This is a genomic window from Phyllobacterium sp. SB3 (genome assembly GCF_040009165.1).
GTDB lineage: Bacteria > Pseudomonadota > Alphaproteobacteria > Rhizobiales > Rhizobiaceae > Phyllobacterium.
This window is the reverse complement of the sequence record NZ_JBDYKI010000010.1, coordinates 91,044-106,167: the sequence shown is the minus strand read 5'-3', so window position 1 is coordinate 106,167 and position 15,124 is coordinate 91,044. Positions and strand designations below refer to the sequence as shown.

Genomic DNA, 15,124 nt, shown 5'->3' with positions numbered 1-15,124 from the left:
TAGCTGTTGATGCTTTATAATATCCGCCTTCATCTCCATTATGATTATGAGCGGTCAGCCGCCGCTGGCAGGCACCACGTCCGGGTCATGCCGCAGACGTTGCCGGGTGTTCAGCGCGTCATCGCATCCAGCCTTTCCTTCGAACCAGCCTCGGCAGAGCGCTCGGAATTCACCGACTTTTTTTCCAACTCAGTTACATCCATCGTTTATCGCAATCCGCATGAGACGCTGGATGTGACGATGACAGCGCGGGTGAATGTTATGCGTCCACCTGTCATGCTCGATGTCTCGCCGGATATTGCCGGGCTGAGGAAGGAAATTCGCAGCGTCTGGTCGATTGCAGCAGACGCGCCGCACCATTTCCTCACCTCCAGTAAACATGCTGCCATTGATCCGGATATTACTGCCTATGCCGCTCTAAGTCTCGCCAATACGAGAACGGTTACGGAAGCCGTCAAGGACCTGAATCGGCGTATTCATGCGGACTTCAAATATGATGGCGATGCCACGGATGTGCGCACGAACGCACGGCAGGCATTCGATCTGAAAGCCGGCGTTTGCCAGGATTTCAGTCACGTGATGATAGCAGGCTTGCGCGGACTTGGCATTCCGGCGGGTTATGTCAGCGGGTTCCTGCGGACCATACCGGCACCGGGCAAGGTACGGCTTGAAGGCGCCGACGCCATGCATGCCTGGGTGCGTGCGTGGTGCGGGCGGGAGGCTGGTTGGCTGGAATTCGACCCGACCAATAATATGGCTGCAAGCAACGATCACATTACGATTGGCTGCGGCCGGGACTATTCCGATGTTTCGCCGATTGTCGGTGTGCTGAAGACCAGTGGCTCGCAGGAAGGAAAGCAATCAGTGGACGTGATCCCGCTGGAATGATATTGCTAACTATTATCATATGCTCTGAATTTTTGAGAGAAAATGAAGATGGCCAGCAGCGCAAATCTTGGACAAAAACTTGAAAACTACGTTGACGACCTCGTAAAAACCGGGCGCTACAACTCGCGCAGCGAAGTTCTGCGTGAAGGAGTGCGTATGGTTGAAGAGCGCGAAAAGCGCCTTGATGCGCTTGATGCAGCAATCAGCAGGGGGCTGGCTGACGTGCAGGCGGGACGTGTGACGCCGCTTGAGGAGACATCAGCTCGTCTCAAAAAAAAATACAGCAATATATCCAAAGATAACGGCCTGTGATTGTCAATCTCACTGAAGAAGCCGAAACTGATTTAGAGAACATCGGTGATTATATTGCCCGGGATAATCCCAAACGTGCATTGAGCTTCATTATTGAGTTGGTTGACCAATGTCGACGCCTTGAAGATATGCCCCGCGCTTTCCCTCTCGTGCCACGATACGAGTCAATGGGAATTCGCCGTGCTCCTTATGGAGAATATCTGATCTTCTACAAGATAAGTGAGACAAGCGTTGATATCCTCCACATTCTAAATGGCGCGCAGGATTACGAGCGTATTCTTTTTCCAGCGAGCTAACTGATTTATCCCAATGATGTGGCACAACAGATTTGCAACGGTGACAAGATTATTGGAATGGTTTTTCTTGGGTTTCGGTAGTTTGGGGAATATGGTTCAATTTTCGAGCCATCAGCGTCCAATTGTGGGATGATATTCCAAAGTGCCATTGTCTCTTTCTGTACCGCCTTTGATGCTCACGACCGGGCCGGTTCCTGTTTATCCTGAAGTGCTTGAAGCGCTCAGTTCTCCCGTTCTCTATGATTATCATCCTGTGTTTCAAGACTTCTACGCTGGCGTTATCGAGAAGCTTCGAATTGCATTCCGGAGCGATATTGCCCCGGTCATCATGCAGGGCGAGGCAATCCTTGGCATCGAAGCTGCGGCCGCGGCGTTAATCTCGAAGAATGATGTGGTTCTCAATCTTGTATCCGGCGTTTATGGCAAAGGGTTTGAAGGCTGGGCAAACCGTTATGGCAAGGAAATCGTGGAACTCGCGGTTCCGTTTGACGAAGTGATTGATCCACAGGCCGTTCGGGAAGCGTTTCGCCGGAGGCCCGATATTACCGTGGTCTCGCTCTGCCATCACGATACGCCTTCGGGCACCCTGAACCCGCTGAACGAGATCGGCGCGATTGTTGCCGAACACGGCGCTTACCTTATTGTTGATGCAGTGTCGTCATTCGGTGGGATGGATGCGCATCCGCAGGCTGCTCATGTGGATATTTTCATAACTTCGCCGTCGAAATGTCTTGGCAGTACGCCGGGCCTGAGCCTGATCAGTGTTAGCTCGCGTGCTTGGGAAAAGATTGAGCGGAACAGGGACGCTCCGCGCGGTTCATTCCTGAGTTTGGCTGCTTGGAAGGATGCTTCCATTCCGGGCAGGACTTTTCCGGTGACCCCCTCCATTGCCGAGATTTATGCGCTGGATGCCGCGCTTGATCGTTACGCGCTGGAAGGGCCCGAAAATGTCTGGGCCCGCCATGCCGAGACGGCAGCAATCGCACGTGAAGGCTTGAACGTTCTCGGCATTTCCCTGTGGCCGAAACGCGAGGAGTGGTGTGCACCGACAACCACGGCTTTCAGGATACCCGATGGCTACAGCGATGTGAACTTGCGTGACCGGCTTCTGAACGAGCATGGTATCCTGCTTTCGCTCGGCCGTGCAGATACGGCGGGAAAGGTTCTGCGCATCGCGCATATGGGGGCATCCGCCCAACCGGAATTCGCCCGCAAGACAATCTCAGCGTTAAGCCTCATTTTCTCCAGATCCACTGACTAAAAGGTTGCAGCCATGTCCCGTATCCTGTTGAATCGCCGTACTTTTTTCCAGTTGACCGCTAGTGTGAGTGCGATATCGCTTGTCCCGCAAATCGGCTGGGCGCAGGAAGCGCCGGTAAAAGGCGGACGCCTTGTCGTTGCAGGGGATAGCGAACCTGCCAATCTCAATCCGGCAATCGTTGCGTCCAATGGCGTGTTCTTCGTCGCCAGCAAAGTCATTGAACCGCTGGCCGAACAATCTTACAATGGGAAGGACGGCCTTGATCCCCGGCTGGCGGTTTCATGGGAAGGCGCGGCGGACGGACTTTCTGCAACTTTCAAGCTGCGTGAAGGTGTGACGTGGCATGACGGCAAGCCTTTCACGTCGGCAGACGTGGCATTCTCCGCGCTTGAAGTCTGGAAAAAGTTGCAGAACCTTGGCCGCATCGTGTTCAAAAACCTGACCTCCGTTGACACGCCGGATGAGCATACCGCGATCCTGAAATTCTCCGAACCAACGCCTTTTCAGCTTATCCGCAACGCACTCCCAGTGGTTACTTCGGTAATACCGAAGCATATTTATGAAGGCACGGATATTGCCAAGAACCCGGCCAATCAGAAACTGGTTGGCACCGGCCCGTTCAAATTCGGTGAATACAAGCCGGGCGAATATTTCCTGCTCAAGCGTAACGACACCTATTGGCAGAAGGACGAACCGCTTCTGGATGAAATCGTCTATCAGTTCCTGCCCGACCGCGCTGCCGCCGGAAATGCACTGGAGGCAGAGGAAATACAGCTGGCAGCATTCTCCGCCGTTCCGCTTGCCGACATCGGCCGCATATCAAAATCATCCGGACTCAAAGTCTATGCCAATGGCTATGAAGGACTGACCTATCAGCTGATTGTCGAGATAAATCATCGTCGCAAGGAGCTGGCGGATGTGAAAGTACGTCAGGCTATTGCCCATGCGATCGATCATGATTTCGTCGTGAAAACCATTTTCCTTGGCTATGCCAAATCGTCGACTGGTCCGGTTCCAGCCTATGACCAGACTTTCTATGAACCCGGAACGGCAACCTATGTCTTCGATCCTGCCAAGGCGGAAGCATTGCTTGATGAAGCCGGATACAAACGGGGCAGCGATGGCAACCGCTTCAAGCTGAAATTGCTGCCTGCGCCGTTCTTCAACGAGACCAAGCAGTTTGGCGATTATCTTCGTCAGGCCTTGGGCAAGATCGGTATCGATGCGGTAGTTGTCAGCAATGATACGCCTGCGCATCTGAAAGCGGTTTATACCGACCATGATTTCGATATTACAGTCGCAACGCCGGTCTATCGTTCTGATCCTGCCATCTCGACGACAATCCTCTTCGAAAGCGGATTGCCTGCAGGGGTGCCTTTCTCCAATCAGTATGGATATGCCAGTGCAGACGTCGACAAACTGATTAAAGCCGCTGCTTCCGAGCTGGATGCGGGGAAGCGGGCGGGCTTGTACAAGGAACTTCAGAAGAAGGTGGCGGAGGACTTGCCACTGATAAACGTTGCTGAGTTTTCATTCATTACGGTAGCGAGAGATACGGTACAGAATGTTTCGGACAATCCACGATGGGCTGTTTCTAACTGGTCGAATGTCTGGTTGAAGCAATAATTTTCAGTTTCTTAGTTATAGAATTGCACTACAAATTATGCGTGGTTCGACGGGGCTCACCATGAGGAAAGTGGTCTGGTAGCAAAAGCCGAGTCTGTAGGGACTTCGCTAAATTGCAGGCAATCACTTCCTATGCTTCGGCCAATAACTTTCCTCATGGTGAGCCCCGTCGAACCACGCAACACAATAATGCAACGACGTTTTCATTTAAGGGTTTCCTTTGCCGCTTCTTGCTTCCTTTTTCCTGAAACGCCTCATCGCAGCGCTTCCGGTGCTTTTTATTGTGCTTGTGGGAAGCTTTTTCCTGCTTGAAGCTGCATCCGGCGATGCAGTGGACGCCTATATTGCAAGATCGGGGGCGATGGATGCCGAACAAATCGCGCAGATGCGAACCGAATGGGGATTGGATAAAAGCCCTCTCAATCGCTTTGAAGCTTATGTTTCAGCGCTGGCGCATGGGGACCTTGGCTGGTCAACTGCATTCGAGCGGCCAGTAACGTCAGTTATAGCGGAAAGATTGCCGGTTACATTGCTGTTGATGAGCATTTCGACTGGTCTGGCATTTTTCGCAGGATCATTGCTCGGCGTAATCGCGGGTGCCCATCCCGGATCAATAAGGGATCGGATATTGTCGACAGGCTCGCTCGCGCTCTATGCGGTGCCGGGTTTCTGGCTGGGTCTGGTCCTGATCGTAATTTTTGCCGTCGATCTGCGCTGGTTGCCGATTGGTGGAATTGAAAGCATCGCTTCCGGTAAGACCGGGTTTGCGCGGCTTGGCGATATTGCGGTGCATCTGGTCCTGCCCGTTTCATCGTTGGCGATGGTTTATCTAGCGCTTTATCTGCGGCTGATGCGCGACCGCATGGCGGAGATATGGCGCGATCCCTTTGTCAAAGGGCTGGAGGCGAGGGGATTGACCCGCCGCCGCATCGTTTGGCGTCATGTTGCCCGCAATGCCATCCTGCCAGCAATAACGATGCTCGGCTGGCAATCGGCGGCAATGCTTGGTGGAAGTGTGGTCGTGGAAAGCGTTTTCAGCATTCCGGGTTTTGGCAGGCTGGCTGCCGAAGCCGTGGCAAAGCGCGATACGCCTCTGCTGCTCGGTGTACTTTTATGTAGTGCCGTCACGGTGATTATTGCCAATCTTCTTGTCGACCTGGCTTATGGCAAACTTGATCCCCGCGTGAGGATCGGGCGATGAGATCAAGTGGATTGGAGGCGAAGATCGGCATTGCGCTGTTGTTGGTGCTCATTCTGATAGCACTGTTCGCTCCCTTGATTGCCCCGGGTGATCCGCTGGCAATCAGTGGAGAGGCAATGCTGAGACCATTTGCATCCGAAGCGCATCTGCTTGGAACCGACAGGCTCGGCCGCGATGTGCTGGCGGGTCTGGTTCACGGCACGCGAACAACGCTGCTGGTGGCGTTTTTCTCCGCTGCGGCGGCTTTGGTTGTCGGTAGTGCCGTTGGAACGATTTCCGGTTTCCTTGGCGGATTTGCCGATACGGTCCTCATGCGCATCACCGAGGCATTCCAGACGGTACCCGGCTTCCTTCTAGCACTTGCCGCGGTCAGTGTTACCGGACCAAGCGTGCCTACACTGATCTTCGCCATCAGTCTTGGCAATTGGACACAGGCCGCCCGTGTTACACGCGCCGAGGTCTTGTCGTTGCGTGAGCGCGATTTTGTTGCGGCGGCCCGTACAATGGGTATGCGCCCGCTGGAGATTGCGTTCCGGGAAATATTGCCGAATGCCTTCGGTCCGACGGCATCACTCGCGGCCATCTCTGTTGCAACGGCGATCCTTATCGAAGCGGCACTATCGTTCCTTGGCTTTGGCGATCCGAACCGGGTGACATGGGGCAGCATGATTGCGGAAGGGCGGACGGTTTTACGCGCTGCACCCTATCTCTCGATCATACCGGGTATCGCTCTGGTTGTGACAGTTCTCAGTGTTCATCTCATTGGACGCGGGCTGTCTCGCACGCAAAGGTTGCAATCATGACAGATAGTTACCTGAATGTGCGGAATCTGAATGTGAGCTATGGCGAAACGGCTGCGTTGAAAGATATTTCATTACAGGTGGCAAACGGCGGCAGGCTTGCATTGATCGGGATGAGCGGGTCGGGCAAGTCCACCTTGGCAATGGCTGTTGCCGGTCTCCTGCCAAAACAGGCACGTATTGATGGTACGATAGATTTTGCCGGGCATCGACCAAAGCTTGGAAGTGATATCGGCGTCCTGTTTCAAGATGCCAGCGGTAGCCTCGATCCGGTCATGAAGATTGGCGATCAGATCGCCGAAGTGGTGATGACACACCTTGGCATGAGCTGGATATCGGCCCGGGTGCGTGCTGCCGAACTGCTCGACAGGGTGAAAATTCCCAAAGCCCTTTCACGTCTCAACAGCTACCCGCATGAATTCTCGGGCGGACAGAAACAACGCATTGCCTTGGCCGCGGCGCTTGCCGGTAGTCCTTCCATATTGATCGCGGACGAGCCAACCAGCGCACTCGACACAGTGATCCAACGGCACATTGTCGATCTGCTGGACGAACTGGTGAAGGATGACGGACTGACTCTTTTGTTTGTCACGCACGATATAGCGCTGGCATCGGAACGGGCTGACGAGATCGCCGTGCTCTATCAGGGAGAATTGGTGGAGACCGGGCCTGCGAGCCAATTGCTCAAAGAACCAAAGCACCCTTACACCAAAGCGTTGATTGATACCTATGTGTCAGTGGACAAGCCACGCAGTCGCCGGCTCCCGGAAATCGATATGGCGAGGTTGCAGGCATGAGCACATCAACATCGCCAGTCATGGAATTGAGGAACGTTAGCAAGAGATTTGGTGAGCGAACCCATGAAGGTTTGAAGGGAATAAACATTTCGCTGGCACATGGCGAAACCTTGGCTGTGGCGGGCAGTTCAGGATCAGGCAAGACAACCCTTGCACGTCTGGTGATGCGGCTCACTTCGCCTGATGAGGGCAGCGTTCATATTCTGGGACAGGATATTTCGCGCCTTGGCGGAGAAGCTTTGCGACGTATCAGGCCTCGCTTCCAGATGGTTTTCCAAGACCCTTTAGCGGCGTTTAATCCGCGTGCGAATGTAAAGCGTATTCTGGAAGATCCATTGCGAATTCATGGTCTTGCCGGCAGGAATGAATATAGCGATATCGTTGTGGATGCTCTGCAAAGGGTTGGGCTCGGCGCGGATCACCTGGAGCGGTTGCCACGGGAGCTTTCCGGTGGCCAGCGGCAGCGTGTTGCGATTGCACGGGCAATCCTGACCAAACCTCAGCTGATCGTGCTGGACGAGGCAGTCTCGGCTCTGGATGTATCAGTCCGCGCGCAGATACTAAACCTGCTGTTGGATCTGCGGGAGGAAACAGGAGTGTCTTACCTGTTTATTTCTCATGATCTCGCCGTGGTCCGGGCCTTTGCGGACCGGATGGTCATCATGGAAGAGGGGCGTATTGCCGAAGAGGGTGATACGGAAACTGTACTGGCAAATCCGCAAGCCAACACGACACGCGTGCTGATTGACGCCGTGCCGCGCTTGAACGTTTGAAGTTTAAGGCAGAACCTGCCGAGCACCTTCGACGCCTTCAAAGGTCACTTTGCGAGGATCGAAGGCACCGTGTCCGGCAATTTGAGATACTTCGGTCTTGGGTTCTTCGTAGGCCCACATTGTATCGTTGGCGGCTTCGCCCTGACCTGTAACTCGCCAATATGAGGCGTCACCCTTGAACGGGCAGTGTGTATGAGTAGCGGTCTTTTCGAGATGGACGAAATAGATATCGTCGAAGGGAATATAGAGCACAGGGTCATGCCCTGCCTCACGCAATTCGAGCGCTTTGGTCGTTGACGCAATAACAACGTCAAGAAATCGTACGGTCACCGTACCGGAAAACGGATGTATAGTGATGGGCAGGCCCATGGGAGTCCTCCTTTACTGCATCTGAGAACAATATTCGACGAGAGGTTTTGTTCCGAAAGGTGGTTATCAACATAGGCGTCGTCAATAGTGCCACGTGAGCCTTGTTCGCAGCGGCGAGGATGGCTATGCAAGGGGTGTCCTACCTTAAACAGAGAATCCAAAATGAACATGATGTCCCTTCCGGCAATTGTCGGAATCTCTTTTGGCGTTGCTATCGTCATGACGTTTTCCAAGAAAAGCCGTGAGCAGTCCGGTTTGAAACGATTGCTCAACTTTGTCATTGGCTTTGTGGCCATGCTGGCAGTGCTGATTGCAGTCAACTTTGGTATCTATTACTCAAATCAACCCTGATTATTCAAAGTAATGATGGTTCAAAAACCCGCGGATCAAGCCGCGGGCTTTTTGTTATGTTTATGTCGCACGCCTGTTTTCCCTGATGAATGTTTCCAGTCCGGCATTCAACAGCGGCAGGCAGGCACCATGGATCACATAATCCTGGCTGAACTTGTCAGCGATCAAGGTGGGAAGTTCGAGCGTGCCGATCAATCCTTCCGTGTTGAATGTGCTGGTAAACGCGTCCCATAGATCTGCATTGGCTACAAAAGGACCCGTTACGATAACACGCGACGGAAACAGCAACCGGCATACATTTGCCAAGGAGCGGGCCATCAGCTTTATCGCCTCCGCCATTTCGGGAATGTTGAGCAGGGGCAGATCGGCCAATTGCTCAGCCAGCGGCTCCTCTTCCTCCGATATGTCCGGCCACAGGTTTCGCAGGTGCGGCAGCATTGCCCATAAGGCGGCTCCCGTTTCAAGGCATCCGTGATTGCCGCAGTCGCATTCACGTTGATCCAGCGCGTTGAAACGCCAATGGCCGATCTCGCCAAACGGGCCGCCATTTTGCAAAAGAGGCTGGCCGCCTATACTGCAGGAAAGTCCAATACCCCATCCCCAGTGCAGCAACAGCGTGTTGCCGCTGCGATAGGCCACCTCCCTTGTCGTGCGTGCGTCAAGCTCAGCATCAAGATGCCTGCAAACAATTGTGACGGGTGTTACGGAAGTAAGCGCACTGCCGATATCGAGGTTGCGCACCTTCGGCCAACGGGAAGTTATAAGCCATGTCCGGGCTTTGACATCGACGACGCCGGGTACTGCAACGGAGGTGCCCAGATGTACCATTCCGGCCGGACATTTTTCGATCAACCAATGTACCAATTGGCGCATTGCATCGGCCATGGCGGCATTGTCCGAGCTGGCGGGAATCTCCACGGCCTTGTGTTCAATGACGGTTCCGCCAAGATCCAGAAGAAACCCAAGCAACGTACGGCTGGATATATGGATGACGGAAGCACCCAGCCGTCCCAAGTTCAGAGCTATCTCGATCGGCGGGCGTCCACGACCCATCTTCGTGCCCGGACGTTCAGTGACAAGGCCACGTTCTGTCAGGTCGCTGACGACATGGGATGTTGCCGTCGATGTCATTTTCAGCTGATCGGCGACACTGGCGCGCGAATGCGGGCCCTTGCCGGAAAGCAGTGCAGCAACGCGTGCGCAATCGCGCTGGTGCGCATCCTCATAAACGGTTTCGTCTATCGTCAAAAACATGGAATTTCTGCCTGTTTTTATTTTTGAACTTTAATATTCGAAAATACCTTGCTGTGTCATATAAAGCTGTGCTTACTATGAGAGCAAGGCGAATGACATGTCCAAAAGGGATAAAATATGATCGATATAAGGCAATTAGCCGACAAAACCGCCCTCGGTGCAGCGGCAGCCAAGCTTGGTGCAGAAGCAATTCGGGCCGCAATAGCTGCCAAAGGCAAAGCCTCGATCATTGTTGCCACAGGAGCAAGCCAGTTTGAAGTTTTGCAGAATCTGGTGACGGCTGACGATATTGACTGGTCCAAGGTTACGGCTTTCCATCTCGATGAATATGTTGGGATGGAAATTACCCATCCGGCGAGTTTCCGCAAATTTCTGCAGGAACGATTCGTCGATCCTTTGGGCGGAGCTGTTGCATTTCATCGGATTAATGGAGAGGGTGACGCCGCAGCCGAAGCGGAGCGTGTGAGTGCGTTGATTGCCCGTCACAAGATCGATGTGTGTTTTGCGGGGATTGGTGAGAATTGTCATCTTGCTTTCAACGATCCTCCCGCCGATTTTGAAACTGACAAGCCTTACATTGTTGTCACACTTGATGAAGCTTGCCGCAAACAGCAAATGGGCGAGGGGTGGTTTCCAACACTTGAGGCTGTGCCGCAAAAGGCCATTTCCATGAGTATCCGCCAGATATTGAAGAGTGAACTCATCATCTTGTCAGTACCGGACGAGCGTAAGGCGCAGGCCGTAAAGGACGCGGTGCAGGGCAAGGTCGACCCAATGCATCCGGCTTCCATCGTACAGAAGCATCCGAATACCGTGCTTTTACTCGATCCTGATTCCGCATCGAGACTTGCATGATTACGAAGGGCCTCGTTGACATACAGGTGAACGGTTTCGCGGGCGTTGATTTCAACGATCCCGGCATCACACCTGATGCGATGGACCATGCGCTCGAGGCCATGCTGGTGTCGGGCGTTACCACCTGTCTGCCAACGATTATCACTGCACACCGCAATGAGCTTGAGGCACGGTTCGCGGCGCTGGACCGGGCTGTGGGTGAAAGTCGGCTCGGGCCCTTGATGTGCCCCGGTTATCATCTTGAGGGCCCATTTCTCAATCCGGCAGACGGTTTTTCCGGTTGTCATCCGGCGAACGCGATGATTGCAGCCGATCCGGAACTTGTCATCGCGTTGCAGGAAATGATCGAGCGGCCAATCCTGCTGGTAACTGTTGCTCCTGAAGTTCATGGCGGCCTTGATTTCATCAAGGCGATGCGCGCCAGCGACAGGCTCGTCTCCATTGGCCACTCTTCGGCCAATAATCAGATTGTCACTGCTGCGGCAGAAGCAGGAGCAGCGCTTTCCACCCATCTTGGCAATGGCCTACCGCAAATATTGCCGAAACTTGACAATCCGCTATTCGCGCAATTGGCGGAAGACCGGCTGCTCGCTACATTCATCGCGGATGGCATTCATATGCCGCCATATGTCCTGAAAAGCCTGATCCGCGCCAAGGGTTTCGAGCGGTCCGCACTGGTAACCGATGCGGTTGCTGCCGCCGCAGCACCAGCCGGTACTTACGCTTTTGCGGGTATGCATGTTGATCGTACGCAAGACGGTACAGTCAGCCAAAGCGGCGCCACGGGATTGGCCGGATCTTCGCTTTGTCTGGATGATGCGGTCCGTAATCTGGTGCGCTGGAATATCGCGACGTTCGATCAGGCGGTGGAGATGGCATCAGCACGGCTAATGCATGTGCTCGCTCCGGTTTTGAAAGCGCATGGCGTGACTTTGGCAGACAGTGAACTCGAATGGTCGGATACTTTAGCCGTCACGCGGGTTCGCATAGGTAATGAAGAACGGTTTTTCCGATAATCATCCAAAGATAAGGGGAATGAAATGACACAGGACTTTTTCAGATTGAATCGCCGCGCGGTGCTTGGCGGCATGGCCGCTTCGGTTGTCACCGGCATCACCGGAGCACGGGCTGCAGCACCGGCATTGCCCGCGTCGCCGGTCGTTATCACTGTCATGGATGTTGGTGGCGCTTTGGCCCTGAGCCAGCCTGCATTTGAAGAATATGCCAAGGCTTTTCCCGAGCGTGCTTCGCGGATCATTTTCGCCAAAGCACCGGTCACCGAGCTTGCCGGAAAGTTGAAAGCACAGCAAAGCGCCAACCGTGTCGACATTGATCTCGTATTGACAGGCAGCGATGGGCTCGCCGCCGGTCTCGTCAATGAAACGTGGATGAAGCTGCTCCCGGACTTCTCATCGACCTTCCCGAACCTTGAAGAAAACTACGAACCTGCTGCACTTAACCTCTTGAAGGCACAGGGCGATGGCTTTGGTGTCGTCATCAATTATTACCCGTCCGGTCCCTTGCTGGAATATGACCCCGAGCGCGTAAAGAAGGTGCCGGAGACTGCTGAGGAATTGCTGGCCTACGCCAAGGAAAACCCCGGGCGCTTCATGTATGCCCGCCCGACAAACTCAGGTCCGGGCCGCACATTCATGATGGGCTTGCCTTATCTGCTTGGCGACAAAGACCCTTCCGATCCAGTAGATGGCTGGGAAAAGACATGGGCCTATCTGGCCGAGATTGGCCAATACATCGACTATTATCCGGCGGGAACCGGCGTAACCATGAAGGAATTCGGCGAAGGTTCGCGCGATATCATCATCAGTACAACGGGCTGGGACATCAATCCGCGCGCCCTCGGTATCGTGCCTGAAACGGCCAAGATCGGCACGCTGAAGGGCTTCCATTGGGTGTCTGACGCGTTCTTCATGTGCGTTCCAAAGGGGATCGCCGAAGATAAGGTCGCGGTCGTTCTTGACCTGATGGCGTTCCTGCTGACACCAAAAGCACAGGCCTATGCCTATGATGAAGGTTATCTCTATCCCGGCCCTGCGGTGAAGAATGTGCCGCTTTCGATGGCACCCCAGCATAGCCAGGATGTCATCAAGGAATTCGGCAGGCCGGAATATGCCGACCTGATTGCCAACAATCCGATTGAATTGCCGTTGAAGCCGGACAAGATGGTTGTTGCCTTCAGGAAGTGGGACGAACTCGTTGGCGCCAAAAAGGCCAAATAATCCGTCCTGATCAGACGCTGATGCCGAGGAATGCAGCCGTGTCAGGATCAATGGGTATGCCATCACGCATCCGTTGTTCCTCCACGGCCCATTCCCGGTCGCCCGGCGCCATGACCTTGCCGCCCTCGACAGCAGGAACAGATCGCAATTGATCGAGGTAGGCTCGCATCCCGGCGGCAAAAATATCTGCTCCGGCGAAGCGCGCCGGATCAATGGCAATGAAGAAATGCCCCATGTTTCGCGGGGTCGAAACATCGTCCTTGCTGACCATTGGAATGAAATCGGCATCAAGCGTTGTGCCCATCAAAACCGCTGAAAGCAGGGTCGCGACACCCGCCAGTGCTGCGCCCTTGAAGCCATATCCTGCACCACCGAGAGGCAGGAGCATTTCCGCTTCATCCGCATTGCGGGTCGGAGCGCCGTTTTCATCGGCGGCTACACCTTCCGGCAGTTCTTTTTGCAACGACCGATAGAGCAGGACGCGGTTAAGCGGAATCGATGAGGTTGCCATGTCGAGAAGCCAAGGCTTGCCACCTGCTACAGGCGCGGCGAAGGCCAGAGGGTTGGTACCGTGAAACGAGCGGGCACCATCAAACAGGGTGACAACGGAATCGGTGTTGGTAGTGGCAAAGCCGATCATTCCAGCCTCGGCAATATCCAGCGCATAGGCACCGGCAGCACCGAAATGCGAGGAACGGACTGCCCCGACTGCACCGATGCCGCTTTCGCGAGCAATCTCGACGGCGAGCGCTGTGGCGCGGTAAGCAGTCAAATGACCAAGCCCGTCATCACCGTCGACGATGGCACTGGCAGGACCTGTACGCTGCGTCGAGATTGCCGGCTGAGGATTTACCCTCCCGCCACGCAGGACATTGCAGTAATGCGCGATCAATCGGGCGCCATGGCTGTCGACACCAAGGCGCGATGCATGCATCAACGCGCGGGTCGTTGCAGCGACCGCTTCATCCGATACATTCTCGTTCTTCAGCGCTGCGGCAAGACGAGCAGAAAGGTCGCCTGCATTGATCAGAATTTCAGTCATTCGAGCGCCGTTTCCTCTTGCAAATCATCGATGGATTTATACTAATATATGATACCTCAGATAAATGTTCGGCAAGTTTGAGGCAAATAATCATCAAGGCTGGGAGGGCTGGATTATGGCGTCGCAACACGGGTTTCTTGCGCAGGACGATCAGCAGTTCCAATCCTTTTTCAAGCCGGACGCGACGCTTGAGCGCCTGACCACCGGCTATATCTGGGTTGAAGGGCCTGTCTGGCTCGATGATATAGGCGAACTGCGTTTCTCCGACATACCAAACAATCGAATGATGACTTGGTCGCAGGAAAAAGGCACACGGGTTTTCCGCCAGCCTTCGCAGCGCACCAATGGCAGCACAGTGGATCGCGCGGGCAATATGGTCTCCTGCGAGCATGGCGGGCGATGTATCAGCCGTACCGGCAAAGATGGCACCTACGAGGTGCTGGGAACGCACTGGGAGAGCAAGCGACTAAACTCACCGAACGACCTTGTTGTCAAATCCGATGGCTCGATCTGGTTCACTGATCCTCCTTACGGGATCATTTCCGATCATGAGGGGATTCGGGCCGACAGCGAGATCGGCAGCAACAATGTTTACCGGCTCGACCCATCCACGGGTGAGGTGGAGCTGGTGGCCGATGATTTTGACCGTCCCAATGGCTTGGCATTTTCGCCCGATGAGAGCGTGCTTTATGTCGCCGATTCGGGCCGTGCGCGAGGGCATGGTTTCGGCTTTGACGATAGCCGTCCGCACCATGTCCGGGCGCTGGAAGTGATCGATGGGATCAAACTCGGCAAAAGCCGTGTCGTCGCTGATATTGATATGGTGCCGGATGGCCTGCGCGTGGACACGGAGGGGTTGCTGTGGATTTCGGCCGAGGACGGCATTCACTGCTACACGCCCGAAGGACGCAGGCTGGGCCGCATCCTGATTCCGGAGGTCGTCGCCAATCTGACATTTGGCGGGCCTCATGGGTCGCGTCTGTTCATTACCGCCACAAGTTCAGTCTATGCCGTTGAAACGACCAGAAAAGGTGTCGGGTTCTGATAAACCGGCAAATCCTT

The 15,124-nt window shown here is 54.4% G+C and carries 17 protein-coding genes; 14 read left to right on the top strand and 3 right to left on the bottom strand.

Annotation, left to right across the window (positions count from 1 at the left end; genetic code table 11):
- The first annotated feature begins 9 nt into the window (after positions 1–9).
- The 9 genes from ABKW30_RS26025 (at position 10) to ABKW30_RS25985 (ending at position 7,954) form a co-directional block, all read left to right on the top strand.
- On the top strand, positions 10–888 hold the full coding sequence (locus ABKW30_RS26025) for a transglutaminase family protein (RefSeq protein ID WP_348601856.1): 879 nt from the start codon (positions 10–12) through the stop codon (positions 886–888).
- A gap of 48 nt (positions 889–936) precedes the next feature.
- Positions 937–1,200: a type II toxin-antitoxin system ParD family antitoxin gene (locus tag ABKW30_RS26020; protein ID WP_348601855.1), complete on the top strand. Its 264-nt coding sequence runs from the start codon at positions 937–939 to the stop codon at positions 1,198–1,200.
- On the top strand, positions 1,197–1,496 hold the full coding sequence (locus ABKW30_RS26015; RefSeq protein WP_348601854.1) for a type II toxin-antitoxin system RelE/ParE family toxin: 300 nt from the start codon (positions 1,197–1,199) through the stop codon (positions 1,494–1,496). The genes ABKW30_RS26020 and ABKW30_RS26015 overlap by 4 nt, the downstream gene beginning before the upstream one ends.
- 142 nt (positions 1,497–1,638) lie before the next feature.
- Positions 1,639–2,757: an alanine--glyoxylate aminotransferase family protein gene (locus ABKW30_RS26010; protein WP_348601853.1), complete on the top strand. Its 1,119-nt coding sequence runs from the start codon at positions 1,639–1,641 to the stop codon at positions 2,755–2,757.
- Positions 2,758–2,769: 12 nt separating this feature from the next.
- Positions 2,770–4,383 carry an ABC transporter substrate-binding protein gene (locus ABKW30_RS26005; RefSeq protein ID WP_348601852.1) on the top strand — a complete coding sequence of 538 codons (1,614 nt, stop codon included), beginning with the start codon at positions 2,770–2,772 and terminating at the stop codon, positions 4,381–4,383.
- A 220-nt stretch (positions 4,384–4,603) separates the two neighbouring features.
- On the top strand, positions 4,604–5,584 hold the full coding sequence (locus ABKW30_RS26000) for an ABC transporter permease (RefSeq protein ID WP_348601851.1): 981 nt from the start codon (positions 4,604–4,606) through the stop codon (positions 5,582–5,584).
- Entirely contained in the window at positions 5,581–6,387 is an 807-nt protein-coding gene (locus ABKW30_RS25995) for an ABC transporter permease (protein ID WP_348601850.1), read from the top strand. The genes ABKW30_RS26000 and ABKW30_RS25995 overlap by 4 nt, the downstream gene beginning before the upstream one ends.
- Positions 6,384–7,181: an ABC transporter ATP-binding protein gene (locus ABKW30_RS25990; RefSeq protein ID WP_348601849.1), complete on the top strand. Its 798-nt coding sequence runs from the start codon at positions 6,384–6,386 to the stop codon at positions 7,179–7,181. The genes ABKW30_RS25995 and ABKW30_RS25990 overlap by 4 nt, the downstream gene beginning before the upstream one ends.
- The gene (locus tag ABKW30_RS25985) at positions 7,178–7,954 is read left to right on the top strand and encodes an ATP-binding cassette domain-containing protein (protein WP_348601848.1); all 777 of its coding nucleotides are present in this window, start codon (positions 7,178–7,180) and stop codon (positions 7,952–7,954) included. Before ABKW30_RS25990 ends, ABKW30_RS25985 begins: the two co-directional genes overlap by 4 nt.
- A gap of 3 nt (positions 7,955–7,957) precedes the next feature.
- On the opposite strand, the gene ABKW30_RS25980 is transcribed toward ABKW30_RS25985, so the two are convergent.
- Positions 7,958–8,323, bottom strand: a complete 366-nt coding sequence (locus tag ABKW30_RS25980) for a DUF427 domain-containing protein (RefSeq protein ID WP_348601847.1) — start codon at positions 8,321–8,323, stop codon at positions 7,958–7,960.
- 162 nt (positions 8,324–8,485) lie between these two features.
- On the opposite strand from ABKW30_RS25980, the gene ABKW30_RS25975 reads away from it, so the two are divergent.
- Positions 8,486–8,674, top strand: a complete 189-nt coding sequence (locus tag ABKW30_RS25975; RefSeq protein WP_348601846.1) for a hypothetical protein — start codon at positions 8,486–8,488, stop codon at positions 8,672–8,674.
- A 60-nt stretch (positions 8,675–8,734) separates the two neighbouring features.
- On the opposite strand, the gene ABKW30_RS25970 is transcribed toward ABKW30_RS25975, so the two are convergent.
- Positions 8,735–9,928 carry an ROK family protein gene (locus ABKW30_RS25970; RefSeq protein ID WP_348601845.1) on the bottom strand — a complete coding sequence of 398 codons (1,194 nt, stop codon included), beginning with the start codon at positions 9,926–9,928 and terminating at the stop codon, positions 8,735–8,737.
- A 117-nt stretch (positions 9,929–10,045) separates the two neighbouring features.
- Between ABKW30_RS25970 and ABKW30_RS25965 the strand changes: the two genes are divergently transcribed.
- The 3 genes from ABKW30_RS25965 (at position 10,046) to ABKW30_RS25955 (ending at position 13,020) form a co-directional block, all read left to right on the top strand.
- A complete protein-coding gene (locus ABKW30_RS25965) occupies positions 10,046–10,783 on the top strand; it encodes a glucosamine-6-phosphate deaminase (RefSeq protein ID WP_348601844.1) in 738 nt (245 codons plus the stop codon).
- Positions 10,780–11,799, top strand: a complete 1,020-nt coding sequence (locus ABKW30_RS25960; RefSeq protein ID WP_348601843.1) for an N-acetylglucosamine-6-phosphate deacetylase — start codon at positions 10,780–10,782, stop codon at positions 11,797–11,799. The genes ABKW30_RS25965 and ABKW30_RS25960 overlap by 4 nt, the downstream gene beginning before the upstream one ends.
- A gap of 72 nt (positions 11,800–11,871) precedes the next feature.
- Positions 11,872–13,020, top strand: coding sequence for an extracellular solute-binding protein (locus ABKW30_RS25955; protein ID WP_348601926.1), 1,149 nt, complete (start codon positions 11,872–11,874; stop codon positions 13,018–13,020).
- A 10-nt stretch (positions 13,021–13,030) separates the two neighbouring features.
- On the opposite strand, the gene ABKW30_RS25950 is transcribed toward ABKW30_RS25955, so the two are convergent.
- Positions 13,031–14,062, bottom strand: a complete 1,032-nt coding sequence (locus ABKW30_RS25950) for an Ldh family oxidoreductase (protein WP_348601842.1) — start codon at positions 14,060–14,062, stop codon at positions 13,031–13,033.
- 115 nt (positions 14,063–14,177) lie between these two features.
- Between ABKW30_RS25950 and ABKW30_RS25945 the strand changes: the two genes are divergently transcribed.
- Positions 14,178–15,107 carry an SMP-30/gluconolactonase/LRE family protein gene (locus ABKW30_RS25945; protein ID WP_348601841.1) on the top strand — a complete coding sequence of 310 codons (930 nt, stop codon included), beginning with the start codon at positions 14,178–14,180 and terminating at the stop codon, positions 15,105–15,107.
- Positions 15,108–15,124: the final 17 nt, after the last annotated feature.